This is a genomic window from Streptomyces sp. JB150, from assembly GCF_011193355.1.
GTDB lineage: Bacteria > Actinomycetota > Actinomycetes > Streptomycetales > Streptomycetaceae > Streptomyces.
Window position 1 is genome coordinate 6421287 of record NZ_CP049780.1, and the last position, 24702, is coordinate 6445988.

Sequence of the window (24702 nt, forward strand, 5' to 3'; positions counted from 1 at the left end):
ATGCGATCCACCGCACGACTGACCACCGCGGTCACCGCTACGGCGCTGCTGCTCGGCGGCCTCGCCGCGCAGCCGGCGCTCTCGGCCGCGGAGGGCGCGCACGACGGCAAGCGCGTACTGGTCTTCTCCAAGACGGCCGGCTTCCGCCACGACTCCATCCCCGAGGGCGTCGCCACCGTGCGCGCGCTCGGCGAGCGGGGCGGCTTCACGGTCGACGCCACCGAGGACGCGGCCGCGTTCACCCCGGCCACCCTGCGCCGCTACGACGCGGTCGTCTTCCTCTCCACGACCGGCGACGTCCTGAACGCCACCCAGCAGTCCGCCTTCGAGGGCTACATCCGCCGCGGCGGCGGCTACGTCGGCATCCACGCGGCCGCCGACACCGAGTACGACTGGGCGTTCTACGGCGGCCTCGCCGGCGCCTACTTCCGGTCGCACCCGGCGATCCAGCCGGCCGACGTCCACGTCGAGGACCGCGCCCACCCGGCCACCTCCGGGCTGGCCCGCACCTGGCACCGCACCGACGAGTGGTACGACTACCGCTCCAACCCGCGCGAGCGCGCCCATGTCCTCGCCTCGCTCGACGAGTCCTCGTACACCGGCGGCACCATGCACGGCGACCACCCGATCGCCTGGTGCCAGACCTACCAGGGCGGCCGCGCCTTCTACACCGGCGGCGGCCACACCAAGGAGTCCTTCGCCGAACCCGCCTTCCGCGAGCACCTGCTCGGCGGAATCCGGTACGCCATCGGCGCCGCCCAGGCCGACTGCCGCCCGGAGAACGGCTACCGTCCGCTCTTCGACGGCACCCGGGCCTCGCTGGACGGCTGGCGCCAGGCCGGCCCCGGCTCCTTCACCCTCTCCGACGACGGCACGCTCACCTCGTCCGGCGGCATGGGGATGCTCTGGTACGCCGCGTCCGGCTTCTCCTCCTACTCGCTGAAGCTGGACTGGCGCACGGCCGGCGACGACAACTCCGGGGTGTTCGTCGGCTTCCCGCCGTCGGACGACCCCTGGTCGGCGGTGAACCAGGGCTACGAGATCCAGATCGACGCCACCGACGTACCGGAGAAGACCACCGGTTCCGTCTACGGCTTCCGCTCCGCCGACCTGAAGAAGCGCGACCGGGCGCTCAACCCGCCGGGGGAGTGGAACACGTACGAGATCCGCGTGGAGGGCGAACGCCTCCGCGTCTGGCTCAACGGCGTGAAGATCAACGATTTCACCAGCACGGACCCGGCGCGGAGCCTTCGGGACGGACACATCGGCATCCAGAACCACGGAGCCGAGGACCAGGTGTCCTTCCGCGACATCCGGATCAAGGAACTGCCCGCGACCGCCTCCCGGGACCCGCAGGGTTCCCACGGCGCCCAAGGAAGCCAGGGCTCTCAGGGCTCTCAGGGCTCCCAGGGCTCGCAGGGCGACTGAACGGCGGCGGGCGGGGGACGCCGGACCCCCGCCCGCCGTCCTCCGCCACCGCTACGGGGACGACATCCGGCCACATCGTGGGCACAAGGAGGCCGCTCATGTCCGCGTCCGTTTCCCGGCCACGCGTCGGCGTCTGGCTGATCGGGGCCCGCGGGTCCGTCGCCACCACCGTCGTCGCCGGCTGCGCCGCCGTCACGGCGGGACTGCACCCACCCACCGGCATGGTCACCGAGACCCCGCCCTTCGCGGACTGCGGGCTGCCGCCCCTGTCCTCCCTCGTCTTCGGCGGCCACGACGTCGTCGACTGCCCCCTGCCCAAACGCGCCGAGGCGCTCGCCGCGGGCGGCGTCCTGCCGCCCGGCCTGCCGGCCGCCGTCGCCGCCGAACTCGCCGCCGCCGACCGGGAGATCCGGCCCGGCGGTCCGGTCCCGGGCGGCGCCGCCGCCGGGGACACCCGTGACGCGGAGGACCTCATCACCGTCTTCACCTCCGACATACGGGACTTCGTACGGCGGCACGGGCTGCAGCGGGCCGTCGTGGTGAACGTGGCCTCGACGGAACCCGCGCCGGCCGGCGAGGAGCTGCCCGCCAGCTCCCTGTACGCGGCGGCGGCCCTGCGCGCCGGCTGCCCCTACGCCAACTTCACCCCCTCCACAGGCCTGCACCACCCGGCGCTCGCCGCGGCGACGGCCGCCTCCGGACTGCCGTACGCGGGCCGCGACGGCAAGACCGGGCAGACGCTGCTGCGCTCCGTGCTGGGGCCGATGTTCGCCCAGCGGGCGCTCACCGTACGCGCCTGGTCCGGCACCAACCTGCTGGGCGGCGGGGACGGCGCCGCCCTCGCCGACCCGGCCGCCGCCGCGGCGAAGAACGCCGGCAAGGAACGCGTCCTCGCCGACACCCTCGGCACCGTCCCCGAGGGCGAGGTCCACATCGACGACGTGCCCGCCCTCGGCGACTGGAAGACCGCCTGGGACCACATCGCCTTCGACGGCTTCCTCGGCACCCGCATGATCCTCCAGACCATCTGGCAGGGCTGCGACTCCGCCCTCGCCGCGCCCCTCGTCCTCGACCTGGCCCGCCTCCTCGCCCGCGCCCACGAGCAGGGCCTCGCCGGCCCCCTCGCCGAACTGGCCTTCTACTTCAAGGACCCGGTGGGCACCGCCCCGTCGTCCCTCGGCGAGCAGTACACGGCCCTGCTGGACCTCGCGGAACGGCTACGGGGCGAGGGGCGGCCGCAGCCGCCCGGGACGGAGCCGTTCGGAGCCTCGGGGGCGGAGGCCGCCGGGGCGACGGAGGAGCGTTCCGGGGGCGCCGGGGCGGGGCGCCGTCACGCAGCGACGGCGGAGCGTCCCGGGGCCGCCGGGGCGCAGACGCCCCGTGCCGCCCGCGCCGAGTCGTCCGGGGAGCGCCGATGAGTGAGCGACACGTCGACGGGCAGGGACCGTCGGGCGAGAGAGGCGGCGGGGCGCTGCGCGACGGGACCGGCCGCCGCACAGGCAGGCTCGCGCACCCCGTGTCCGGCGACGCCGGCCGCACCAGCGCCCCGCTCGCCACCGGCACAGGCGGTGCCCCGGAGGCCTCCGACGGCCCCGACGCCCCCGACGTCTCCGACACGGGGACCGCGCGGGCCGCGCGGGCCGCGCGGCGCGGCGGCCGGGGCCGGGCCCGCGCCTGGGCGGAACTGCTGCGTGTGCCCGCCCTGTTCACCGTCCCCGGCGACGCCCTCGCGGGCACCGCGGCGACGGGGACGCGCCCCGGCACCCGCACGCTGCTCGCCATCGGTTCCTCCCTGTGCCTGTACGAGGCCGGCATGGCCCTCAACGACTGGGCGGACCGGGCGGAGGACGCCCGGGACCGCCCGCACCGGCCGCTGCCCTCCGGCCGGGTCCGCCCGGCGGCGGCCCTGACCGCGGCCTGTGCGCTGACCGGCGCGGGGCTCGCCCTCGCCGCCCGCGCCGGGCGCCCCGCGCTGGCCGTCGCCGCTCCCCTCGCGGCCACGGTCTGGTCGTACGACCTCGGCCTGAAGCACACCCCGGCCGGGCCGGCCGCCATGGCCGCCGCCCGCGGCCTCGACCTGCTCCTGGGTGCCGCGGCCGGCGGCGGCCGCACCCGCGCGGCCCTCCCGTCCGCGGCGCTGCTGGCCGGCCACACTCTCGCGGTGACGACGGTGTCCCGCCGGGAGGCGCAGGGCGGCTCGTCCGCCGGCCCGCTCGCCGCGCTCGCCGCCTCCGCCCTGCTGACCGCCCTGCTGACCCGCCGGCCCGCCCCGCCACTGTCCCGGCAGGCCGCCGAGTCGTGGCAGACCGCCGCACCCCGGCAGGCTGCCGAGTCCCGGCAGACCGCCGCCCTGCGGACCGCCCTCGGCGCCGCGTACGCCGCGACGGTCGCCCGCCCCTACCTGCACGCCGCCCTCAATCCCTCACCCCCGCTCACCCAGCGGGCCGTCGGCGGCGGCATCCGCGCCACCATCCCGCTGCAGGCCGCGCTCTGCGCCCGCGCCGGAGCCCGCGTCACCGCCCTGGCCGTCGCCGCCCTCGCCCCCGTCGGCCGGGCCTGCGCGAGGAAGGTGAGCATCACATGACCACCCGCCCCGCGACCGCCGGCACCCGCTCCTGCCTCCGCTTCGGCTACGGCACCAACGGCCTCGCCGACCTGCGCCTCGACGACGCCCTCGCCCTGCTCGCCGACCTCGGCTACGACGGCGTCGGACTGACCCTCGACCACATGCACCTCGACCCGTACGCACCCCTCCTCTCCGCCCGCACCCGCCGCGTCGCCCGCCGCCTGCACGCGCTCGGCCTGTCCGTCACCGTGGAGACCGGCGCCCGCTACGTCCTCGACCCGCGCCGCAAGCACGGCCCCTCCCTGCTGGACCCGGACCCGCGGGACCGGGCCCGCCGCACCGACCTGCTGCTGCGCGCCGTGCGGATCGCCGCCGACCTCGGCGCCCACGCCGTGCACTGCTTCAGCGGCATCACCCCCGCCGGGACGGACCCGGACACGGCGTGGAAACGCCTCGCCGACAGCCTCGCCCCCGTCCTGGACGCCGCCGCCACCGCCGGCGTCCCCCTCGCCGTCGAACCCGAACCGGGCCACCTCCTCGCCACCCTTGCCGACTTCCACCACCTGCGCCGCCTCCTCGGCGACCCCGGACCCCTCGGGCTCACCCTGGACATCGGCCACTGCCAGTGCCTCGAACCGCTCCCGCCCGCCGACTGCGTCCGCGCCGCCGCCCCCTGGCTGCGCCACGTCCAGATCGAGGACATGCGGCGCGGAGTCCACGAGCACCTGCCGTTCGGCGACGGCGAGATCGACTTCCCGCCGGTCCTCGCGGCCCTGGCCGCCACCGGCTACCAGGGACTCACCGTCGTCGAACTGCCCCGCCACTCCCACGCGGGCCCGCACCACGCCGAGCGGTCCCTGCCCTTCCTCCGTCACGCGGCGCCGACCCCACAAGGGAGCACCCCATGACCCACGCACAGCCCGACCCGGGCGGCCCCACGCCGGGCGGCCCGACACCGGGCGCCACCCTCGCCCGCGCCCCGCTGGACGCCCTCCGCGCCCGCCTCGACGCCGAACTGTCCGGAGCCGCCCGCGCCTGGCTCGACCAGGCGCTCGCCGAGGCCACCGCCCACCCCGGCACCCACGGCCCGATCTCGGTGTGGGAGCTGCGGCTCGCCGAGGCCGGCCGCCGCTGCGGCGCCGCCCACGCCGACGCCGCCCGCGTCCTCGTCCTGCACGCCGCCCGCGCCGACCCGGCCGCGCTGCGCCGCGTCTACGCCCAGGGCACCGCCGCCGAACGCCGCGCCGTCCTGCACGCCCTGCCCCACCTGGTGCCCGGCCCGCACGCGCTGCCGCTCGTCGAGGACGCCCTGCGCACCAACGACACCAGCCTGCTCGCCGCGGCCGTCGGCCCGTACGCCGCCCGCCACCTCGACCCGCACACCTGGCGCCACGCCGTCCTGAAGTGCCTGTTCACCGGCGTGCCCGTCGACGCGGTGGCCGGCTTGGCGGAGCGCGCCCGCGGCGACGCGGAACTGGCCCGCATGCTCGGCGACTACGCCGCCGAACGCACCGCCGCCGGCCGCCCCGTCCCCGAGGACCTGCACCGCGTACTGGCCCTGACCGAACCCGGCACCGAGAGCGCGCCCCCGCCCCCGTCGCACGGACCGGACGTCCCCCACGGCAAGGAGTCCTGATGCGCATCTTCGACCCCCACATCCACATGACCTCCCGCACCACCGACGACTACGAGGCCATGTACGCGGCCGGTGTCCGCGCCGTCGTCGAACCCTCCTTCTGGCTCGGCCAGCCCCGCACCTCGCCGGCCACCTTCTTCGACTACTTCGACTCCCTCCTCGGCTGGGAACCCTTCCGCGCCGCCCAGTACGGCATCGCCCACCACTGCACCATCGCCCTCAACCCGAAGGAGGCGAACGACCCGCGCTGCCGGCCCGTCCTCGACGAACTGCCCCGCTATCTCGTCAAGGACCAGGTCGTCGCCGTCGGCGAGATCGGCTACGACTCCATGACCCCCGCCGAGGACACCGCGCTCGCCGCCCAGCTCCAGCTCGCCGCCGACCACGGCCTGCCCGCCCTGGTGCACACCCCGCACCGCGACAAGCTCGCCGGCCTGCGCCGCACCCTCGACGTGGTCCGCGAATCCGCCCTCCCGCCGGAGCGGGTGCTGCTGGACCACCTCAACGAGACCACCGTCAAGGAGGCCAGGGACAGCGGCTGCTGGCTCGGCTTCTCGGTCTACCCCGACACCAAGATGGACGAGGAACGGATGGTCGCCCTGCTGCGCGCCCACGGCCTCGACCAGGTCCTGGTGAACTCCGCCGCCGACTGGGGCAGAAGCGACCCGCTGAAGACCCGCAAGGTCGGCGACCTGATGCTCGCCGAGGGCTTCACCGAGGACGACGTCGACCGGGTGCTGTGGCGCAACCCCGTCGCCTTCTACGGCCTCAGCGGCCGGCTCACCCTCGACGTCGCCGCCACCGACGCCACCCACGAGGGCAACTCCATCCTGCGCGGCGGGGAGTGAGCGATGCGCTTCCGCCACCCCGACGGCTCCGTCGTCCACCTCGCCTACTGCACCAACGTCCACCCCGCGGAAACCCTCGACGGTGTCCTCGCCCAGCTGCGCGACCACTGCGAACCCGTGCGCCGCCGGCTCGGCCGCGACCGCCTCGGCATCGGCCTGTGGCTCGCCCGGGACGCCGCCCGCGCCCTCGTCGCGGACCCGTCCGCGCTGCGCGCCCTGCGCACCGAACTCGACCGGCGCGGCCTGGAGGTCGTCACCCTCAACGGCTTCCCCTACGAAGGGTTCGGCGCCGAGGAGGTCAAGTACCGCGTCTACCGCCCCGACTGGGCCGACCCGGAACGCCTCGACCACACCACCGCCCTCGCCCGCGTCCTCGCCGGACTGCTCCCCGACGACGTCACCGAGGGCAGCATCTCCACCCTGCCGCTCGCCTGGCGCACCGCCGCCGGCGAGGAACGCACCGCGGCCGCCCGCACCGCCCTGGCCACCCTCGGCGAACGCCTCGACGCCCTCGCCGAACTGACCGGCCGCTCCCTGCGCGTCGGCCTCGAACCCGAGCCCGGCTGCGTCGTCGAGACCACCGGCGACGCCCTCGCCCCGCTGGCCGCCATCGCCCACCCCCGCATCGGGATCTGTGTCGACACCTGCCACCTCGCCACCTCCTTCGAAGACCCGGACACCGCCCTCGACGCCCTCACCGACGCCGGCATCCCCCTCGTCAAGTCCCAGCTCTCCGCCGCCCTGCACGCCGAACACCCCCACCTCCCCGAGGTCCGCGACGCCCTCGCCTCCTTCGACGAACCCCGCTTCCTGCACCAGACCCGCACCCCCACCGTGGCCGGCCTGCGCGGCACCGACGACCTCGGCGAGGCCCTGCGCGGCGACGCCCTCCCGGACGGCACACCCTGGCGGTCCCACTTCCACGTCCCGCTGCACGCGGCCCCCGCCGCGCCGCTCACCTCCACCCTCCCCGTCCTCAAGGCCGCCCTGGCCCGGCTCGTCGGCGGCCCGCACCCGCTCACCCGCCACCTGGAGGTCGAGACCTACACCTGGCAGGCCCTCCCGCCCGAACTGCGCCCCCACACCCGCGGCCGGCTCGCCGACGGCATCGCCGCCGAACTCGCCCTCGCCCGCGACCTCCTCACCGACCTCGGCCTGAAGGAGCTGCCGTGACCGCCCACGCCCCGGCGCGCCCCACCCCGCTCCTCGTCCTCGACGTCGTCGGCCTCACCCCCCGGCTCCTCGACCACATGCCGCACCTCAGGGCGCTCGCCCGGTCCGGCTCCCACGCCCCGCTCGGCACCGTCCTGCCCGCCGTCACCTGCGCCGCCCAGTCCACCTTCCTCACCGGCACCACGCCGGCCGAGCACGGCATCGTCGGCAACGGCTGGTACTTCCGCGAACTCGGCGAGGTGCTGCTGTGGCGCCAGCACAACGGCCTGGTCGCCGGCGACAAACTCTGGGACGCCGCCCGCCGCGCCCACCCCGGCTACACCGTCGCCAACATCTGCTGGTGGTACGCCATGGGCGCCGACACCGACGTCACCGTCACCCCCCGTCCGGTCTACTACGCCGACGGCCGCAAGGAACCCGACTGCTACACCCGCCCCGCCGGCCTGCACGACGAACTCACCCGCAACTTCGGCACCTTCCCCCTCTTCCAGTTCTGGGGCCCCGGCGCCGGACTCGTCTCCAGTCGCTGGATCATCGACGCCACCCGGTACATCCAGCGCACCCGCCGCCCCGACCTGACCCTGTGCTACCTCCCTCACCTCGACTACGACCTCCAGCGCTTCGGCCCCGACGACCCCCGCTCCCTGCGGGCCGCCGCCGACCTGGACACCGCGCTCGCCCCGCTGCTGGACGACGCCCGCGCCGAGGGCCGCACCGTCGTCGCCCTCTCCGAGTACGGCATCACCCGCGTGTCCCGGCCCGTCGACATCAACCGGGCACTGCGCCGCGCCGGACTGCTGGAGGTGCACACCCAGGACGGCATGGAATACCTCGACCCGATGGCGTCCCGCGCCTTCGCCGTCGCCGACCACCAGATCGCCCACGTCTACGTCCGCCGCCCCGAGGACCTGGCGGCGACCCGCGCCGCGCTCGACGGCCTGCCCGGCATCGACCTGCTCCTCGACGACGAGGGCAAGAAGACCCACCACCTCGACCATCCGCGCTCCGGCGAACTCGTCGCCGTGGCCGAGCCGGACGCCTGGTTCACGTACTACTACTGGCTCGACGACGCCCGCGCGCCCGACTTCGCGCGGCTCGTCGAGATCCACCGCAAACCCGGCTACGACCCGGTCGAGCTGTTCATGGATCCCCTCGACCCCTACGTCAAGGTGAAGGCGGCGACGGCCCTCGCCCGCAAGAAGCTGGGCCTGCGCTACCGCATGGCGGTCGTGCCTCTGGACCCCTCACCTGTCCGGGGCAGCCACGGCCGCCTCCCGTCGAGCGACGACGACGGTCCGCTCCTCATCTGCTCCACCCCCCGCGCTGTCGGCGACCGCGTCGCGGCCACCGACGTGAAAGCACTCCTGCTCCGGCTGGCCGGTCTGTCCTGACCTGTCACCAGTGAAGCACCCACCACTGACAACGGCCCCGACCCCAAGGAGTTCCAGGCATGAGCCGCTTCTCCCAGCCCGACCCCGAACTCACCCACCGCCTCACCAGACGAGGCATGCTCGGTGTCGCCGCCGGCACCACCGCCGCCGCCCTGCTCGGCGCGGCGTCCGCCCCCGCGTCCGCCGCCGGAAACACCACGGCCGGCACCGACGCCGCGCCCGGCCGGGGCCGCCCCGTCCTGCCGCCCGGCCGGCTCGGCATCCAGCTGTACAGCCTGCGCGACAAGGTCTCCACGCTCGGCTTCGGCCCCGTCTTCGCCGAACTGGAGAAGTACGGCTACGACGAGGTCGAGTTCGCCGGATACACCCAGGGCTCCGCGGGCGCCATCACCCTCGCCCAGCTCAGGCGCCTGGCCCGGAACCACGGCCTCAACCCCATCGGCAGCCACGTCGGCTACCACTCCAGCGACCCCAGCGCCTACACCTTCGCCACCAACCTCACCAAGGTCCTCGACGACGCCCAGGCACTGGGCCTGAAGCACATCGGCACGGCGTCCAACCCGTTCCGCTACGGCTCGACCGTCGACGCCTGGAAGCGCGCCGCCGAGGACTTCAACACCTACGGCGCGGCGGCGAGGGCGCGCGGCATGAAGTTCTACCAGCACAACCACTCCGAGGAGTTCTCCTTCGCCACCGACAAGCCGCACATCCGTCTCTACGACGTGCTGCTCGCCGAGACCGACCCCGACCTGGTCTACCTGGAGATGGACATCTACTGGGCGTACGTCGGCCAGTTCCGCTACTCCAAGCGGCCCGACGGCACACCCGCCCCGTTCGACCCCCTCGACTACGTCCTGAGGCAGCCCCACCGCTACCCGCTGTTCCACGTGAAGGACGGCGTCAGCGACCCGACCACCGAGCACGGCTACCGCATGGTCGACGTCGGTGACGGGGACATCGACTACCGGCGGTTCCTGTCGGCTGTCACCCGGCTGCGCGGCGAGCGCTTCGCCCACCACTGGCAGGCCGAGCACGACAACCCGGCCGAGTCCTTCGCCTTCGCCCGCAAGTCCAGCGAGCACCTGCACTCGCTGCGGGAGAAGTGCTGACCGCACCCCCGCCCGGCACCATCGAGTGACAGCGCCGACGCACGCGGTGACGGGCCCCTGCCAGGTGTCCGTCCGCCGCCCCCTGTCTCCCCGGCCTGCGAATACGCAGGTGAAAGGCACTCCGAAACCTTGGTATTGTTGTCCCTGTCGCCGCGGGGAACACCCCCGGCAAGGCGGCAGACACCTGGTCCGGGTGGCGGAATGGCAGACGCGCTAGCTTGAGGTGCTAGTGCCCTTTATCGGGCGTGGGGGTTCAAGTCCCCCCTCGGACACAGATCACGAGTGGTGGTCGGGAGCGATCCCGGCCACCATTTCTGTGTCCCGCGACCTGTTCACCGCTCGGCGATCGTCCCGCCCGGTGCCACGGCGCCAGGGTGCCACCGTCTCCTTCACCCGAGTGGCTGACCCGGTGATCAACGCTCTCAGGCCGAAACACCAGGTCACACCGCTTTCGAACAGAATGACGAGGCGCGCTCCGTGGGTGGTGCACCGCCAGGTGGGTAGAGGCCCGGCCTGACGCCGAGGAAGGAGCGGAGCATGTCCACAGACCGTGAGGCTGCCCATGCCATGGCGGTGGTCGAGCCAGTGGTCGAATCCGTTGTCGAGTTGTGGCACCGCGCTCGCCGGGATGTCGCACCCACCGTCTCCGAGCAGCAGTTGCGTGCGCTGGCGGCGCTCTCGGAGAACGCCTGCGCTCTCTCTTCCGACACACTCGCGGACTGTCTGGGCATCAGCCGGTCGTCGGTGACCCGGCTGTGCCACCGGCTGGAGGCGCGCGGCCTGGTGCGCCGTACCCCCGCGGGGCGCCACGTCGAGGTGGCCCTCACCGGGGCGGGGCGGACCCTTCTGGAAGCGACGCGCCAGCGCCGCCGTCAGCTGCTGGAGCAGGCTCTGTGGGTCAGCCCGTCCCCCGAGCAGCGCATTCTGCGGGACGCGCTCGGCCTCGTGTGCGGGTTCGTGGGGGCCAAGGCATGGGTGCCTCGGCCACGCAAGCCCGCTTGACCGGCACCACCGCCGGGGCCCCGCCGCACCCGAACGCGTCCCGGCCGCCGCACCGACCGCGGTCCGCCGTACCGGCAGCGGCTCGCCGCACCACCGAAGGGGCCCCGCACCGAAGGGGCCCGCCGCACCGGCAGACGCGGCGGGTGCGGCGGGCCGCTGAGCGTTCAGGCCGAGGCGGGGGGCTGCCGGCGGGCCTCGTCGGCCACCTGCCGGCCGGACTGCCTGGCCTACTCGGAGACGTGTCCGGTCTGTTCCCGCGCTTCCTCCTTGGTGGTGCGGGCGGCCTCCGTCGCGGTGTCCTTCACTTCCTGAGCGGCCTGCCTGGCGGTCTCGGCGGCGTCGTCCCTCAGGTGCTGCGCGGACTCCATCACCGCCTGCTTGGCCGGCTCCAAGGCCGGACCGGCCTGCTCGGTGAGCTGGGCGGCCGCCTGTTCCTCCGCTCGCGTGGTCGGCAGGAGCGAGGCGGCCAGCAGACCGGCGCCGAAGGCGATCAGTCCGGCCGCGAGCGGATTGCCCTGGGTCTGCCGGACGGCCTGCTCCGGGGCGCTGCCGACGGCCTCACCGACCTGCCCGGCGGTCCGGCGCACGGTGTCCGCCGCCTGGCCGGCGCTCTCCTGCACCGACGAGGCGGCCTGCTGCGTACGCCCCTGGACCGCGCCCGCGGTCCCGGAGGCGGAGCCCATGACCCGCTCGCGCATACCGGAGACCGCGCCGCGGACCCGATGGGTGCGGCGGCGCATCACGCGCGCGGGGCTGGTGTGGTCGGCCAACCGGTCGACGTTCTGCGACAGTCGGCCACGGGTCGCTTCGATCTCGGCCCTCACTTGGTCGGGTGACGTGCCCATCGGACGTCCTCCTTCAGGGTCTCCACGGTCTGCTGCGGTTTCGGCGACACCTCTCGCATCCGGGAGCGGCCCATGACGAACAGCACCGCTCCGATTCCCGCCCACAGGGCGGTGACGATGAGGGCCGCCCAGGCGGCGTCCATCACGTTGGCCAGGCCGAACACGGCCGCGAGCGAGGCGAACAGGGCGACCATGTACCCGGCGAAGCCCGCCCCGCCGAACATGCCGCCCACCTTGCCCGCCTTGGTGGCCTCCTGGCGTATCTCCACCTTGGCCAGCTCGATCTCCTGCCGCAGGAGTGTCTGTACGTCCGAGGTGACCTCGGACAACAGCTCTCCCACCGAGCGGTCCTGGCCGCGTGGCTCGGGTGTGAGCGACGGCATGTCACACCCCCGGGTAGACCGGCGGCACCGGTGGCGCGGCGCCCTCCGGCAGTTGCGGTGGTGGTGGCGGTGGCGTGGCGTCGCCCGGGCCCGCCGCAGACGGCTGCTGCTGTGCGGACCGGGCCTTGCCGCCGGCCTTGCCCATCCTGCCGACGGCCAGGCCCGCCAGCGCCGCACCCGCCAGGAACGCGCCCGGCCGCCGGCGAGCGAAGCCCTTCAGGTTCTCGGTCATGCCGGCCACCCCGTGCTGGTCCAGGTATTCGGCGGCGCGGTGGCCTCCGTCCGCCACCTGCGTCACGAGACTGCGGGCCGGGGACTCGCCGGGCGCGTTGTCCGCCAGAGCGGCCAGATCGTCCGCCCACTGCCGTACCGTGCCCGCCGCGCGCCGCGTCTGTTCCTCCATCTCCTGGGTCACGCGTTCCCGGAGGTCGGACACCGCGCTCTCGGTCTGCCGGCGGGCCTCTCCGGTCACCGTCCTGGCCTGCTCCAGCGCCGTGCTCCCGACCTGGCCGGCGGCCTGGCCCGCCTGGCCGGTCACGGCCGAGGTCTGTTCCTTCGCCGCCTGTCCGGGCTGGACGCGCTCGGGACCGCCGTCCGTCGGTTCAGCAGTCATCGCTTCCTCCCTGCTGCGCGCGTACACCGTTCCGGGCCTTCGCCGCCCTGTACGCGCCGGTATGGATGTGGCAGTTGGTGCGCTTTGCCGCGTATCCGGACGTACGCCACTGAAACGGGTAAATGGCCGCGACCGTGGATCGCTGTCGGAGGGACAATGAGGATGTTCCGGTGTGACGAAGGCGGTGGGGGCCATGGAACGGCGGCCCTTGGTCGTGGGCGTCGACGGCTCGGAGCCCGGTCTGCTGGCGGTCGACTGGGCCGCCGACGAGGCGGTCCGGCACGGTCTGGCGCTGCGGATCGTCCACGCGTCGCTGTGGGAGCGGTACGAGGCGGAGGCGTTCCAGGACGCTCTGGGAGGTGACCCGGAGCCGGTCACCGAGCACGATCTGGCCGAGGGCATCCTGGCGCAGGCCGCGGAGCGGGCCAGGCGGCGCGCCCCCATGCTGGAGATCAGCACCGACCTGGTGCCGCAGGACGCCGCGTCGGCGCTGCTGCGGGAGGCCGCCGGCGCCACCGCCGTCGTGACCGGGTCGAGGGGCCGGGGGCCGATCCGGGAACTGCTGCTCGGCTCGGTCGGCCTGTCCCTGGCGGCCCGCGCCACCTGCCCGGTCGTCGTGGTGCGCGGCAGCCTGCGCAACCGGGACGTCGCGAACGGCCGGGTCGTCCTGGGCGTCGGCGGTCCGGCCACCGGTCCGGCGGCGGCGCGGTTGGCGGTGCGCGAGGCCGCGGTGCGCCACAGCGTGCTGGAGGCCGTACGGGTCTGGCACCGGCCGGCCCACCGGGCGGCCGGGCACCCGCTGCTGCGCGGGGAGCCGGCTCATCACCTGGAGGAAGAGGCCTCGGCGCTGGTCGACGAGACCCTGCGTGCCGTGGGGGACCTGCCGGACGGGCTCTCCCGCCCCGACGTGCGGCGCCTGGTGACCGACGGGTCAACCCGCCAGGTGCTGCTCGCCCGGTCCGCCGCGGCCGACCTCCTGGTCGTCGGGGCCCACCGCCGTCACGGGCATCTCGGGCCGCAGCTCGGGGTGGTGGGGCACACGCTGCTGCATCACGCCGACTGCCCGGTGGCGGTGGTCCCGCACCAAGGCCAGGAGTGACGCCGCCCTCGCGCCGTCCCCGTCGCCCTCGCTCCGTCCCACCGCGTCCGCGTTCCGTCCCACCGCGTCCGCGCGGGTCACAGGCTCTGCGCGGGCCAGTCCAGCAGGCGGGCGCCGATGACGGCGGTGTGGAGGGTGTAGCGGCGGGCGGGGTCGGTGGGGTTCACGCCGGTGAGCTGGTGGATGCGTTCCAGCCGGTACGTCAGGGCGCGCACGCTCAGGGAGAGCCGCCGGGCCGCCTCGGCGGCGACGCAGCCGCAGTCGAAGTAGGCGACGAGGGTGTCGAGGAGCGGCTGGGCGCCGTTGCGGGCGGTGGTGAGCGGGCCGAGGGTGCCCTGGACCAGGTCGGCCATGGCCTGGCGGTCACGGGTGAGGACGGGATAGACGAGCATGTCGGCCGCGCGCAGCACGGGCTCGTCGAGGTGGAGGTGGTCCGCGAGTTCCAGGGTGTTGAGCGCCTCCTCGTAGGAGTGGACGACGCCGCCCGGATCGGGCTGCGGTCGGCCGATCGCGACCCGGCCGCCGCCGGTCGCGGCGTGCGCGTGCCGGGCGAAGTGGGTCAGGATCTCCGGCTGGTCGCCGGGGGCGACGCACAGGAGCCGGCCGCCCTTCGTGGTCAGCAGGAAGTCGCGGTCGCCGAAGCGGAGGATGAGCGCCTGCTCCACCTGCCGGGGGACCGGGGCGCCCTCCTCGTACCCGCCGGAGCCCTCGGCGACGGCCACGGCGTGGGCGCGGGAGAGCCGCAGGCCGAAGCGTTCCGCGCGCTCGGCGAGCCGGCCCAGGTCGGAGCGGCCGTAGAGGAGGTCGTCGATGAACTCGCGGCGGGCGGCCTCCTCCTGCCGCACGGCGAGCCGCTGGGCCCGCTCGTAGCCCGCGGCGACCGCGTCGATCGCCTGTTCGACGGCGGCGAGCACGCTGTCGGCGGAGCCGGGGGTGTGGGGCCAGGCGGTGCGGGTGGCGGCGAGATAGGCGCCGACCAGCGCGCGCAGGCCCGGTCCGGCGTCGGCGGCCCGCTCGCCCAGGACCCGGCGGGACTCCAGCTCGTCGCGGGTCAGGCGGCGGCCCGTGGCGGACACCTCGGCCAGGATGCGGGCGTAGCCGTCGAGGTACGGCTCCGGTGGTGCGGGTTCCGCCACTCGTGCCCCCTTCCAGACGTCCGGCGGTATCCGGCGGATCTTGACGACTTCCTGACAGTGCCAGGCACGCAGACCCTAGAGAACTCTGCCGGGACTCGGCAATGCGTCGGCCCGCGCCGCCGGTGCACCATGGGCGCGGGGAGCACAACGGATCGCTCCGGTGCCGGTGACCGGCAGTATGCCGGGAACCGGCACCGGGCGTGAGGCGCACCCCGTCAGGCATGCCCTGCCAGGCGCCCCGTCGAGCGTGCCGCGTCGGCCGTGCCGCGGCAGTTGCGAGGAGACCTCCGGACGGAAGGAGTCATGATGACCGCGTTCCTGATCCCGCTCGCCGCCGCGACGGCGGTCGTCGTCCTCCTCACGGCCGTCCTCATGCGCCGCGACCAGCGCCGGGCCGCCACCGTGTGGTGGACGGAGGAGGAGGCACCGGCGGGCACGGTGTGCGGCCCCGCCCCGGCCGGTGACCGACGTCCGCCCAGGCCGGCCCGGGGCTGAGCCGGTACGTGTGAACCGGCCGCGAGGCGGGTCCGCGAAGATCCGCAGCGACCCGCCGGGCACCAGCCCCGGGACCCCGCCGAGCGGCTCCGGCTCCGTGCGGACCTCACCCAGGGATACGTCCCGCTCCCGTCGCGCGCGGGCCGGTCCTCAGTCGACGGGCGGGCGGCGGCCGGCCCAGGGGAGGGCCAGTTCGAGGACGCGGGCCGCCTGGAGGAGCAGGTCCTCGCGCCAAGGGGCGGCGACGAGCTGCACGCCGACGGGCAGGCCGGTCGCGTCGTCGTGGTGCACGGGCACGGACACCGCCGGCTGGCCCGTCACGTTGAACAGCGACGTGAACACCCCCAGGGCGTAGCTGTTGCGCAGGGCCGCCAGGGGATCCTCGTCGGTGCCCGCCCGCAGGGCGCCGACGCGCGGCGGGAGGCAGGCCGTCGTCGGAGTGACCAGCAGGTCGAAGCCGGCGACGAAGCCCTCCACGACGCGCCGCGACAGCCGCTGGGTCCCGCGCACCGCTTCCGCGTAGGCCCAGGAGTCGACCGCGCGTGCCGCGTCCCGCAGGACCCGGTTGTGCGGCTCGACCCGGTCCGGGTCCGCGAGCGGGACACCGGCGCCGCCGAGGTTCCAGAGGGTGGTGAAGGATCCGACCAGCTCGTCGGCCGGGGGCAGCGGCAGCGGCGTGTCCACGAGGTGCCCGCCGGCCGATTCGAGCGCCCGCAGGGTGGCGTCGACGGCCGCCCGGCACGCCGGGTCCACGGCGATCCCGTCGATCGGGGAGTCGGTGAGCACCCCGATCCGCAGCCCGGCCGGCAGTTCCGCGCGCAGCGCGGCCGTGAACGGCCGGCGCGGGCTCGGAGGCGACCACCAGGCGCCTGGGTCATGACGCGCGAGCACGTCGAGGACGGCCGCGGTGTCCGCCACCGAGCGCGTGACCACCCCGCTGGTGGCCAGCCCCTCCACGCCGATGACCTCGTTGGTCACCAGGCCGCGGGTGGGCTTGAGCCCGACGAGGCCGGTGCACGAGGCGGGGATGCGGATCGACCCGCCGCCGTCCTCGGCGTGCGCGAGCGGCGCCATCCCGGCGGCGACCGCGACGCCCGCGCCGCTCGACGACCCGCCGGGGGTGCGGTCCGGGTCCCACGGGTTGCGCGAGATCCCGAGGGCCGGGCTCTCGGTGAAGGGCAGGGTGCCGAACTCGGAGGTGGTGGTCTTGCCGAGCAGGACGAACCCCGCGTCCAGGAAGCGCCGTACCACCGGCTCCGACGCCGTGGCCGGCCGCCGGTCCGCGCCGGCCGACCCGTGCGTGGTGGGCCAGCCGGCCACGTCGACGAGGTCCTTGACGGGCAGCGGGACGCCGAGGAAAGGCGGCAGATCCTGGGCCGCCGACGACGACGGCGACCCGGCCCGGACCACCGCGTCGGCCGCCTCCGCCGCGGCCTTGCGGACGTCATCGTCGGCCCGGTGACAGAAGGCGTTCAGGCGGGGGTCGAGCGCGTCCATCCGCTCGAGGAACATCTCCGCCACCTCCACCGGGCTCACCTCCTTCCCGCGGATCGCGGCGGCGAGTTCGACAGCCGGCGTGAACGGGTCGATCGGTGAGCGCATCACGAACGGTCCTTTCCGGTACGGGTGTTCAGGGCCGCGCTCAGCGGCGCGCCGCCAGTCTCCGGGCGCCCGCCCCGGACCGTCTTGGACGAATGTCCCGTAGCCTGGCGCCATGCCATCCGCCGAGCGGGCCCCGGACGCCGCCGCGGTGTGGGACATCGCCACCCCGTCGCGGCCCGGTCGGCTGCCCGGGGTCGCCATGGCCGGCTTCCGCGCCCGTACGGCGGGCCCGGTCGATCTGAGCGTCGTCCCGTACCCGGCGGTCACGGTCGCCGTCGACCTGGGGGACGGCTCGCTCGCCGTGGCCGACACCAGCGGCCGGCGGCAGGCGGGAAGCGTGGTCGTCGGGCTCGGGCCGAGCGGGGTCAGGGGGCGCGGCCGTGCCGTCGAGTGCCTTCAGGTGCGGCTGTCGCCGCTGGTCGCGCACGCGGTGCTGGGCGCGCCGTCGCAGCCGGCCGGGACGGTGCTGTCGCTGGAGGACCTGTGGGGCCGTGACGGCGCGCGCACCGGGGAGCGGCTGCGCGAGGCCGGCTCGTGGGAGGAACGGTTCGCGCTCGCGGAGGCCACCCTCGCCCGGCGGCTCGACGAGGACCGGGCGGCCGATCCCGAAGTCGCCCTCGTCTGGCGGCGGTTGGTGGCGAGCCGGGGCCTGGCGCGGGTCGAGTCGCTGGCCGCCGAGGCCGGATGGAGCCGCAAGCGGCTGTGGTCCCGGTTCCGCGCCCAGATCGGCCTCGGCCCCAAGCGCGCGGCCCGGCTGATCCGCTTCGACCATGCGGTGCACCGACTCGCCGCCGGGCACGGCGCCGCACTCGTCGCGGCGGAGTGCGGCTACGTCGACCAGTCCCACCTCCACCGTGACGTACGGGCGTTCGCCGGTGTGACGCCCGGCGCGGTGGCGGACGCGCCCTGGCTCGCGGTCGACGACGTGGCCTGGGCCGCACCCGCCTACCTGTCCGTGGCCTGACACGGTGTCAGCCCGCCGGAGGCCTGGCAGCCGGCCTCCCGTAAGGCCCGGCGAGCCACCTTCCGACCGCCCCGGCGCTCAGCTGTCCAGGAAGCCCGTCACCAGTTCGACGAAGGCGTCCTCCTGCTCGAAGAACATCACGTGCCCCGCGTCGATCTCGGCGTAGGAGCCGTGGGGGAGGGCGGCGTGCAGCGCGCGGCTGTGCTCGACGGGGACGGTGATGTCCTGGGCGGCGCCGATGACGAGCGACGGGGCCTGGATGCGGGGCAGCAGGTGCCGGATGTCGACCCGCAGGTCGTAGGCGATGTGCCGCAGAGTGCCCTCGGTGGGCGGCATGTTGGGGATCAGGGCCTCGAACCGCTCCCGCCCGATGGCGTTGAGGAAGCCGCGGCTGAAGCCGGTCATCGCCACGGCGCGGCCGAACGCGGCCGGGGAGGCGGTGCCCAGCTCCTGCCAGAGGGTGAACAGGCTGCGCAGGTACGCGTCGGAGTCGGTGTGGGCCCAGCCGGCCGCGAGCACCAGACGCCGTACGAGGTCGGGGCGCAGGGCGGCCGCGGTGGCGGCGACGGTGGCCCCCATGGAGAAGCCCAGCAGGTCCACCGGGCCGTCGGCGGCGTCCTCGACGACGGCGACGACCTGCGCGGCCAGCCCCTCCGCGGTCAGCGGACCGCCGTCGTCGGTGGTGGCCTCGGTGCCCGACAGGTCGGGGGCGATCACGGTACGGTGCCCGGCGAACCGGGGCGTGATCTCACCCCAGTTGACGGCGGCGCCCGCCGAACCGGTGCCGTGGACCAGGACCAGCGCGGGGCCCTCGCCGGTCCGGTGGTAGTGGACCCGCGCGCCGTCGGCGGTCAGGGTGGGCATGGAACGCTCCTCGTGTCATCCGCCGGCGCCTCGTGCCCCGGCCCCGCCCACACTGCCGCCGCGGCGGGCGGGCCGGGAGAGACCTCCTCAGCCTGGGACCGGCGATCCCTGGCTGCGCGGAGCAGGGGTGTTGCAGGATGGCGGCCATGACGATCGACCGTGCCGGCCTCGCCGACTTCCTGCGCCGCTCCCGCGACCGTGTGCGCCCCCAGGACGCCGGGCTGCCCGTCGGCCCGCGCCGCCGCACCCCCGGACTGCGCCGCGAGGAGGTCGCCCAGCTCGCCGGCATGTCGGCGGACTACTACATACGGCTCGAACAGGGCCGCGGCCCGCAGCCCTCCCCGGAGATGCTGGCGGCCCTGGCCCGCGCCCTGCGGTTGTCCGACGACGAGTCCGACCACCTCCACCTGCTCGCCGGCCGGCGTCCGCCCGCCGCCCGCACCTGCGGCGACCGCCTCCACCCCGGACTGCTGCACCTGCTGGACCAACTGCCCACCACGCCGGTGCAGGTGGTGAACGACCTGGGGGACGTGCTGGCGCAGAACGCGATGGCCGAGGCGCTGCTCGGCGGGGTGTGCTCGGTGTCCGAGCACGGCCGCAACATCGTCTGGCGCTGGTTCACCGACCCCGCCCAGCGCGCCGCGTACCCGGCCGACGAGCACGACTACTACAGCCGGCTGCACGTCGCCGACCTGCGGGCCGCCGTGGGCGGGCGCACCGGCGATCCCGCGGCGGCCCGTCTGGTACGGCGCCTGCGCGAGGCCAGCGAGGAGTTCGGCGCCCTGTGGGACCTGCACGAGGTCGCCGTACGGAGGTCGGCCAGGATGCGCGTGCTGCACCCGCTGATCGGCCCGGTCGACCTGGACTGCCAGGTCCTGCTCGCGCCGCGCGGAGACCAGCGCGTCATCCTCTACACCCCGCCCGTCGGCAGTGACGCGAGCGAACGCCTCGCACTGCTGAAGGTGGTGGGCAACGGCCAGTTCACCGCGGCGGACAGCGCCTGAGAGCACGGTCAGCGCCCGAGAGCACGGCGGGGGCGGACCGCCGGTGACCGTTCCACGCGCGGGCGCGCGGGCGACGGGCGGGAGATCGTGGGCGGGCCCAGCCCGAAGCCCGGCCGCTCGCCCACGGGAGGCGAGCGCGCGACGCCCGGCGCAGAGTGGGGGCATGACCGACCACGACAGGCCCGGCGGCAGCGGCGGTGCGCGGGCTGGATCCGCTGGAACAGGATGCCGAAGAACACGCCGAAGGTGCCCGTGGCCGCGCATCGCACCACCCACGACACATCGGTGGGCGTCACGAAGGCGAGCGAGACCCCCAGGAGCAGCCCCGGCCCAGGCACGCCGGGAGCATCGCCAGCCGCCTGGAGGGTGAACGTGGCGTCGCGCGGCCAGCAGTGACGGTAGTCCCAGCCTGCGGGGGCCGCCGAGCTGTTCGGGCAGTGAGGTGGTGGCCGCGGCGACGATGCCGCCGGTGGGCCGGTAGGTGAGGGCCTTGAGGGTGATCAGGGAGCGCCGTACGGCCTCGTCCCACCGTCCGCTGTGGCCGCACCGGCTCATCCAGTCGCGTCAGAACCGCTCGGTGGCCTCGACGGCCGCCAGCGCCTCGACCGGTCGGGGGCGGCTGACCAGGTGGGACGGCTTGTACGTCAGCACGAACGGCAGCCGCTGCCCCGCTTCGACGGTGAACTCGGCCCGGGTGGACAGGTTTTCGCCGTACACCTCGACCGGGGGGTGCAGCCAGAACGCGTCCGGGCCGGGCACGGCTCGCAGTCCGCCGCCCGTGCGGTGCACCCACGGGACGATCCGCCCGTAGTCGGGGCGCAGCCGCAGGTCCATGCGCATGGTGACCCGGCCGCTCAGGCCCTCGACCACGCGCACCACGTCGGCGGCCTCGCCGCGCAGCGGCATGCAGTCGACGACGCGGACGCCGCCCTCGACGGTGTGCCACTCGCTCCCCAGGACGGTGTGTCCTCCCGGTATCCGCGCCGCGTCGCGCGGCCGCCGCCGGCGGGGCGAGCAGCCAGCGTCCCGCGGTCTCGTCGTGCAGCAGCGCGGCGAAGCAGGCGGGCGAGTCGAAGCGGGGCAGGCGCAGCCAGTCGATCGACCCGTCGCGCCCCACCTAAGCGGCCGAGTGCAGGTTGCCGATGAAGGCGTAGTCCTCGATGGCGCTGACCATGTCGACATTCCCTCGCGCCGGCCGCCGGGCCCCGCCATGGGCGCGCCCATGGCGGGGCCCGGTCCTGGGACGGAAGCGGGCACACGCCGGGCCGTACGGCTGGTGCGGGCGTTGATTGAGCTGCCACCCGGGAGGCGGCAGTGCCGGACGAGGCCGGGCACCTGGGGCGGGCCGATGCGCCTGAAGGATCCGCGGGCGCCTTCCTCACGGTGTCACAGAGTGGACGCACATGCGACTTGTCATATGCCAAAGGCGCAAAAACTGCATATGCCCCCGGTATGGGGATGACATCGGACTCGGGCCGACTCGGGTACCTCCGTACGGGTGGGGTGCGCTTGAATCCGGGTCGTCCGGGAATCTGGTCTGCATGGCGCTGGTGAGTGAGGTGACCGACGAGTCGGCGGGACGTCTTGTGTCACCGGTCTGTTCGCACAACGAGTGGGATCCGCTGGAGGAGATCATCGTCGGCCGGCTCGACGGGTCGCGGATCCCCCCGACCCACCCGGTGGTGACGTGCAACGTGCCGCCGTGGGCCGCGCGGCTGCAAGGGCTCGCCGGCGGTTTCCGCTATCCGCGGCTGCTGGTCGAGCGGGCGCAGCAGGAACTGGACGGGTTCGTCGCGCTGCTCACGTCCCTCGGCGTCACCGTCCGCCGCCCCGACGCCGTCGACCACGGACGGCGCTTCGGCACCCCGGACTGGTCGTCACGCGGCTTCTGCAACAGCTGCCCGCGCGACAGCATGCTCGTGATCGGCGACGAGATCATCGAGACGCCGATGGCGTGGCCCTGCCGGTACTTCGAGACGCACTCCTACCGCCCGATCCTCAAGGACTACTTCCGGCGCGGCGCCCGCTGGACCTCGGCCCCCAAGCCGCAGCTCACCGACGACCTCTTCGTCGGGGGCTTCCGCGTCCCCGGGCCGGACGAGCCCATGCGCTACATCCTCACCGAATTCGAACCCGTCTTCGACGCGGCGGACTTCGTGCGCGCCGGACGGGACCTGTTCGTCACCCGCAGCAACGTCACCAACCGCATGGGCATCGAGTGGCTGCGCCGCCACCTCGGCCCCGGCTACCGCATCCACGAGATCGAGAGCCGCTGCCGCACGCCCATGCACATCGACACCACCTTCGTCCCGCTGGCACCCGGAAAGGTGCTGGTCAACCCGGACTACGTGGACGTCGACCGGCTGCCCGAGGTGCTGCGCTCCTGGGACGTCCTGATCGCCCCCGAGCCCACCCCCATCCGGGACCCGCTGCTGAAGGTCACCTCGATGTGCGGCCGCTGGCTCAGCATGAACGTGCTCATGGTGGACGAGAAGCGGGTGATCGCCGAACGCCACCACACCGAGATGCTGCGCTCCCTCGAACGCTGGGGCTTCGAGCCGATCCCCTGCGACCTCCTCCACTACGCCCCGTTCGGCGGCTCGTTCCACTGCGCGACGCTGGACGTGCGCCGGCGCGGGACGCTGGAGTCGTACGTCGACTGACGCGCCCAGCGGCGGACGGACGCGGGCCGGGTGGCCGACGCCGACATGGACTGGCCGGTGCGGGGCTCACGCTCCGTCGGCGCGGTGCGGGCGTGTCGGCCCGATGTCAGGCGCAGCAGGTCCCGCCCGGCGCGCAGGCGCACCCCTGCGTTTCCCGCGGGGTGGACGGGGCGGACACCGCAGGTGCTGTGGCTGTGGCTGTGGCTGTGGCTGTGGCTGTGGCTGTGGCTGAGGCCGTGGGCGGGGCGCAGCAGCCCTCGCCGCGCCAGGCCGCCCGGCCTTCCCTGACGGCGACGGCGGCGATGGCGAGGGCGGCGAGCGGGTCGGCCCAGGACCAGCCCAGCGTGGCGTTGAGGAGCAGTCCGGCCAGCAGGGCGGCGAACAGGTAGGTGCACAGCAGGGTCTGCCGGGAGTCCGCGACCGCGCTGGCGGAGCCGAGGGCCCGCCCCGCCCGGCGCTGCGCGGCCGAGAGGAACGGCATGACGGCGAGGGAGAGCGCCGCGAGCACGATGCCGGTGACGGAGCGCTCGGCCGGCTCCGCGGTGCCCAGGAGGGCGCGTGCGGCGTCGACGGTGACGTAGGCGGCGAGGGCGTGGAAGGACACGGCGACGATCCGCAGCGCGCGGCGCTCGCGCGCCTGCCGGACGGCGTGGTCGCGGGCGGAGAACTGCCAGGCGACCGCGGCGGCGGAGGACACCTCGATCACCGAGTCCAGCCCGAAGCCGAGCAGGGCGGTGGACGAGGCGAGCGCGCCCGCGGTGAGGGCGACGGCCGCCTCGACGAGGTTGTAGGCGATGGTCGCGGCCACCAGCAGCCGGATGCGCCGGGTGAGCGCGTCACGGCGGTCCGGGCCGGTGCCGGGGGAGCCGACGGTGCGTGCGGGCCGCGCTGCCATGCTCAGCAGCACCCCTTGTCGTCCGCGTCCGCGCACGTCCGGTCCGACTCCACGTCGACCACCGCGGTGCGCAGGGCGTCCAGCGCCTGCCCGAAGCGCGTGTCGGCCAGCTCGTAGCGGGTGCGGCGGCCGTCGGGGACGGTGACGACCAGGCCGCAGTCCCGCAGACACGCGAGGTGGTTCGACAGCCGGGTGCGCGAGACACCGAGCGCGTCGGCCAGGGCGGCCGGGTACCCGGGGGCGGCGCGCAGGGCGAGCAGGATGCGGCAGCGGAGGGGGTCGGCGAGCGCGCGGCCGAAACGGGTCAGCACGTCGATGTCGGAGGCAGCAGTCAGCACGGCGGCAGAGTACACCGATTCCTGAATTCAGAGAATCCTGGATGTAAATGCCGAACGTGCCCGCTCCGTGCGGCAGTCGCCCTGCACGGGGGTGTCGACGGGCGCCGGAGTTGGCGAACCGCCTGGTTCTCACCGGTGGTTGACGACCGCAATGAGGTCTAGGCGCCGCTGGCGCGTGCACGGCCCTCCCGGCCGACGTGGCCGCCGAGCCTGCCGGTGCTCCCGTAACCCGCCCTCCTTCTCAGGTCGTTGGCGCAGTCCCGGACGATCTCGCCGGCTCATGGCTCACGAGGTCCGGGAAGTCCGCTCGTCAACTGACCGATCGTTGAAATGTTGAAGGGATGAAACAGGTTTTAATCGGATGTTCTGCATGAAACGCCCCAATTCGGTCAACTGGGGAGGTGAAGGTAATCGCAAGCCTCAAGGGAGATGATGCAGGTGCCTTCCGTACACGAGACCATCGAAGAAGTCATCGGAATCCAGGACACCGACATCGAAGCGGCCCTCGACCCGGTCGAGCCCGACGGTGTCTTCCGCGACAGCCGGGAGTGCGCCGCCCTGGCGCTGGAAGGCGGCGCGATCAAGCTGCTCCTGTCCCCGCCCACCCCTCGCCCCAAGAAGGGCTGAGCGACTCAGGAGAGCAGCTGA

General features: G+C 74.6%; 24 protein-coding genes, 1 tRNA gene and 1 pseudogene. 17 read left to right on the top strand and 9 right to left on the bottom strand.

Annotated elements, in window-relative coordinates; genetic code table 11:
- The 11 genes from G7Z13_RS29270 to G7Z13_RS29320 all read left to right on the top strand — a co-directional run bounded on the left by G7Z13_RS29270 (position 1) and on the right by G7Z13_RS29320 (position 11153).
- Positions 1-1428 (top strand): ThuA domain-containing protein, encoded by a 1428-nt coding sequence (locus tag G7Z13_RS29270; RefSeq protein WP_166003225.1) that lies wholly within the window; start codon positions 1-3, stop codon positions 1426-1428.
- Positions 1429-1526: 98 nt separating this feature from the next.
- Positions 1527-2846 (top strand): inositol-3-phosphate synthase, encoded by a 1320-nt coding sequence (locus G7Z13_RS29275; RefSeq protein ID WP_166003227.1) that lies wholly within the window; start codon positions 1527-1529, stop codon positions 2844-2846.
- Positions 2843-4012: an SCO3242 family prenyltransferase gene (locus G7Z13_RS29280; protein WP_166003229.1), complete on the top strand. Its 1170-nt coding sequence runs from the start codon at positions 2843-2845 to the stop codon at positions 4010-4012. Before G7Z13_RS29275 ends, G7Z13_RS29280 begins: the two co-directional genes overlap by 4 nt.
- Entirely contained in the window at positions 4009-4902 is an 894-nt protein-coding gene (locus tag G7Z13_RS29285) for a sugar phosphate isomerase/epimerase family protein (RefSeq protein ID WP_166003231.1), read from the top strand. The genes G7Z13_RS29280 and G7Z13_RS29285 overlap by 4 nt, the downstream gene beginning before the upstream one ends.
- The gene (locus G7Z13_RS29290) at positions 4899-5630 is read left to right on the top strand and encodes an EboA domain-containing protein (RefSeq protein ID WP_206313163.1); all 732 of its coding nucleotides are present in this window, start codon (positions 4899-4901) and stop codon (positions 5628-5630) included. Before G7Z13_RS29285 ends, G7Z13_RS29290 begins: the two co-directional genes overlap by 4 nt.
- Entirely contained in the window at positions 5630-6478 is an 849-nt protein-coding gene (locus tag G7Z13_RS29295; RefSeq protein WP_166003233.1) for a TatD family hydrolase, read from the top strand. The genes G7Z13_RS29290 and G7Z13_RS29295 overlap by 1 nt, the downstream gene beginning before the upstream one ends.
- 3 nt (positions 6479-6481) lie before the next feature.
- Complete coding sequence (gene eboE, locus G7Z13_RS29300; protein WP_166003234.1) at positions 6482-7651, top strand: metabolite traffic protein EboE; 1170 nt, start codon at positions 6482-6484, stop codon at positions 7649-7651.
- Positions 7648-9042, top strand: coding sequence for a nucleotide pyrophosphatase/phosphodiesterase family protein (locus G7Z13_RS29305; protein WP_166003236.1), 1395 nt, complete (start codon positions 7648-7650; stop codon positions 9040-9042). The genes eboE and G7Z13_RS29305 overlap by 4 nt, the downstream gene beginning before the upstream one ends.
- A gap of 59 nt (positions 9043-9101) precedes the next feature.
- Positions 9102-10151, top strand: a complete 1050-nt coding sequence (locus G7Z13_RS29310) for a sugar phosphate isomerase/epimerase (protein ID WP_166003238.1) — start codon at positions 9102-9104, stop codon at positions 10149-10151.
- Between the two features lie 187 nt (positions 10152-10338).
- Positions 10339-10423 (top strand) — tRNA-Leu (locus G7Z13_RS29315).
- A 265-nt stretch (positions 10424-10688) separates the two neighbouring features.
- A complete protein-coding gene (locus G7Z13_RS29320; protein WP_166003240.1) occupies positions 10689-11153 on the top strand; it encodes a MarR family transcriptional regulator in 465 nt (154 codons plus the stop codon).
- Positions 11154-11380: 227 nt separating this feature from the next.
- Here G7Z13_RS29320 and G7Z13_RS29325 read toward each other — a convergent pair whose 3' ends face one another.
- From G7Z13_RS29325 to G7Z13_RS29335, 3 genes are read right to left on the bottom strand one after another with little or no spacing between them, the layout of a single operon-like run.
- The gene (locus G7Z13_RS29325) at positions 11381-11998 is read right to left on the bottom strand and encodes a DUF3618 domain-containing protein (RefSeq protein WP_166003242.1); all 618 of its coding nucleotides are present in this window, start codon (positions 11996-11998) and stop codon (positions 11381-11383) included.
- The gene (locus G7Z13_RS29330; protein ID WP_240926380.1) at positions 11974-12339 is read right to left on the bottom strand and encodes a phage holin family protein; all 366 of its coding nucleotides are present in this window, start codon (positions 12337-12339) and stop codon (positions 11974-11976) included. Before G7Z13_RS29330 ends, G7Z13_RS29325 begins: the two co-directional genes overlap by 25 nt.
- 43 nt (positions 12340-12382) lie before the next feature.
- The gene (locus tag G7Z13_RS29335; protein ID WP_166003246.1) at positions 12383-12994 is read right to left on the bottom strand and encodes a hypothetical protein; all 612 of its coding nucleotides are present in this window, start codon (positions 12992-12994) and stop codon (positions 12383-12385) included.
- A 172-nt stretch (positions 12995-13166) separates the two neighbouring features.
- Between G7Z13_RS29335 and G7Z13_RS29340 the strand changes: the two genes are divergently transcribed.
- The gene (locus G7Z13_RS29340) at positions 13167-14093 is read left to right on the top strand and encodes a universal stress protein (RefSeq protein WP_346768004.1); all 927 of its coding nucleotides are present in this window, start codon (positions 13167-13169) and stop codon (positions 14091-14093) included.
- A 77-nt stretch (positions 14094-14170) separates the two neighbouring features.
- Here G7Z13_RS29340 and G7Z13_RS29345 read toward each other — a convergent pair whose 3' ends face one another.
- The gene (locus tag G7Z13_RS29345) at positions 14171-15229 is read right to left on the bottom strand and encodes a helix-turn-helix domain-containing protein (RefSeq protein ID WP_166003248.1); all 1059 of its coding nucleotides are present in this window, start codon (positions 15227-15229) and stop codon (positions 14171-14173) included.
- A gap of 306 nt (positions 15230-15535) precedes the next feature.
- On the opposite strand from G7Z13_RS29345, the gene G7Z13_RS29350 reads away from it, so the two are divergent.
- The gene (locus G7Z13_RS29350) at positions 15536-15724 is read left to right on the top strand and encodes a hypothetical protein (protein WP_166003249.1); all 189 of its coding nucleotides are present in this window, start codon (positions 15536-15538) and stop codon (positions 15722-15724) included.
- A gap of 150 nt (positions 15725-15874) precedes the next feature.
- Here G7Z13_RS29350 and G7Z13_RS29355 read toward each other — a convergent pair whose 3' ends face one another.
- Positions 15875-17326, bottom strand: coding sequence for an amidase (locus tag G7Z13_RS29355; protein WP_166003251.1), 1452 nt, complete (start codon positions 17324-17326; stop codon positions 15875-15877).
- A gap of 112 nt (positions 17327-17438) precedes the next feature.
- Here G7Z13_RS29355 and G7Z13_RS29360 point away from each other — a divergent pair, with 112 nt between their 5' ends.
- The gene (locus tag G7Z13_RS29360) at positions 17439-18290 is read left to right on the top strand and encodes a helix-turn-helix domain-containing protein (protein WP_240926381.1); all 852 of its coding nucleotides are present in this window, start codon (positions 17439-17441) and stop codon (positions 18288-18290) included.
- 78 nt (positions 18291-18368) lie between these two features.
- On the opposite strand, the gene G7Z13_RS29365 is transcribed toward G7Z13_RS29360, so the two are convergent.
- Positions 18369-19154, bottom strand: a complete 786-nt coding sequence (locus G7Z13_RS29365; protein WP_166003253.1) for an alpha/beta hydrolase — start codon at positions 19152-19154, stop codon at positions 18369-18371.
- Between the two features lie 137 nt (positions 19155-19291).
- On the opposite strand from G7Z13_RS29365, the gene G7Z13_RS29370 reads away from it, so the two are divergent.
- Entirely contained in the window at positions 19292-20158 is an 867-nt protein-coding gene (locus tag G7Z13_RS29370) for a helix-turn-helix transcriptional regulator (protein WP_206313164.1), read from the top strand.
- 356 nt (positions 20159-20514) lie between these two features.
- On the opposite strand, the pseudogene G7Z13_RS33890 reads toward G7Z13_RS29370, so the two are convergent.
- Positions 20515-21275 (bottom strand): annotated as a pseudogene (locus G7Z13_RS33890) (trehalase-like domain-containing protein); the annotation flags it as partial.
- Between the two features lie 424 nt (positions 21276-21699).
- On the opposite strand from G7Z13_RS33890, the gene G7Z13_RS29380 reads away from it, so the two are divergent.
- On the top strand, positions 21700-22821 hold the full coding sequence (locus G7Z13_RS29380) for an amidinotransferase (protein WP_166003257.1): 1122 nt from the start codon (positions 21700-21702) through the stop codon (positions 22819-22821).
- Between the two features lie 106 nt (positions 22822-22927).
- On the opposite strand, the gene G7Z13_RS29385 is transcribed toward G7Z13_RS29380, so the two are convergent.
- Both G7Z13_RS29385 and G7Z13_RS29390 read right to left on the bottom strand, forming a co-directional pair.
- Positions 22928-23716 (bottom strand): cation transporter, encoded by a 789-nt coding sequence (locus G7Z13_RS29385; RefSeq protein WP_166003259.1) that lies wholly within the window; start codon positions 23714-23716, stop codon positions 22928-22930.
- A 2-nt stretch (positions 23717-23718) separates the two neighbouring features.
- On the bottom strand, positions 23719-24054 hold the full coding sequence (locus tag G7Z13_RS29390) for a metalloregulator ArsR/SmtB family transcription factor (RefSeq protein ID WP_166003261.1): 336 nt from the start codon (positions 24052-24054) through the stop codon (positions 23719-23721).
- Between the two features lie 432 nt (positions 24055-24486).
- Here G7Z13_RS29390 and G7Z13_RS29395 point away from each other — a divergent pair, with 432 nt between their 5' ends.
- Complete coding sequence (locus tag G7Z13_RS29395; RefSeq protein ID WP_166005416.1) at positions 24487-24681, top strand: hypothetical protein; 195 nt, start codon at positions 24487-24489, stop codon at positions 24679-24681.
- Positions 24682-24702: the final 21 nt, after the last annotated feature.

Coding starts and splice junctions, on each gene's coding strand:
- G7Z13_RS29380 (WP_166003257.1), top strand. CDS start 21,700: ATGGCGCTGGTGAGTGAGGTGACCGACGAGTCGGCGGGACGTCTTGTG.
- G7Z13_RS29360 (WP_240926381.1), top strand. CDS start 17,439: ATGCCATCCGCCGAGCGGGCCCCGGACGCCGCCGCGGTGTGGGACATC.
- G7Z13_RS29365 (WP_166003253.1), bottom strand. CDS start 19,154: ATGCCCACCCTGACCGCCGACGGCGCGCGGGTCCACTACCACCGGACC.
- G7Z13_RS29325 (WP_166003242.1), bottom strand. CDS start 11,998: ATGGGCACGTCACCCGACCAAGTGAGGGCCGAGATCGAAGCGACCCGT.
- G7Z13_RS29335 (WP_166003246.1), bottom strand. CDS start 12,994: ATGACTGCTGAACCGACGGACGGCGGTCCCGAGCGCGTCCAGCCCGGA.
- G7Z13_RS29270 (WP_166003225.1), top strand. CDS start 1: ATGCGATCCACCGCACGACTGACCACCGCGGTCACCGCTACGGCGCTG.
- G7Z13_RS29285 (WP_166003231.1), top strand. CDS start 4,009: ATGACCACCCGCCCCGCGACCGCCGGCACCCGCTCCTGCCTCCGCTTC.
- G7Z13_RS29385 (WP_166003259.1), bottom strand. CDS start 23,716: ATGGCAGCGCGGCCCGCACGCACCGTCGGCTCCCCCGGCACCGGCCCG.
- G7Z13_RS29350 (WP_166003249.1), top strand. CDS start 15,536: ATGACCGCGTTCCTGATCCCGCTCGCCGCCGCGACGGCGGTCGTCGTC.
- G7Z13_RS29355 (WP_166003251.1), bottom strand. CDS start 17,326: ATGCGCTCACCGATCGACCCGTTCACGCCGGCTGTCGAACTCGCCGCC.
- G7Z13_RS29310 (WP_166003238.1), top strand. CDS start 9,102: ATGAGCCGCTTCTCCCAGCCCGACCCCGAACTCACCCACCGCCTCACC.
- G7Z13_RS29290 (WP_206313163.1), top strand. CDS start 4,899: ATGACCCACGCACAGCCCGACCCGGGCGGCCCCACGCCGGGCGGCCCG.
- G7Z13_RS29370 (WP_206313164.1), top strand. CDS start 19,292: ATGGCGGCCATGACGATCGACCGTGCCGGCCTCGCCGACTTCCTGCGC.
- G7Z13_RS29295 (WP_166003233.1), top strand. CDS start 5,630: ATGCGCATCTTCGACCCCCACATCCACATGACCTCCCGCACCACCGAC.
- G7Z13_RS29395 (WP_166005416.1), top strand. CDS start 24,487: ATGCAGGTGCCTTCCGTACACGAGACCATCGAAGAAGTCATCGGAATC.
- G7Z13_RS29320 (WP_166003240.1), top strand. CDS start 10,689: ATGTCCACAGACCGTGAGGCTGCCCATGCCATGGCGGTGGTCGAGCCA.
- eboE (WP_166003234.1), top strand. CDS start 6,482: ATGCGCTTCCGCCACCCCGACGGCTCCGTCGTCCACCTCGCCTACTGC.
- G7Z13_RS29275 (WP_166003227.1), top strand. CDS start 1,527: ATGTCCGCGTCCGTTTCCCGGCCACGCGTCGGCGTCTGGCTGATCGGG.
- G7Z13_RS29280 (WP_166003229.1), top strand. CDS start 2,843: ATGAGTGAGCGACACGTCGACGGGCAGGGACCGTCGGGCGAGAGAGGC.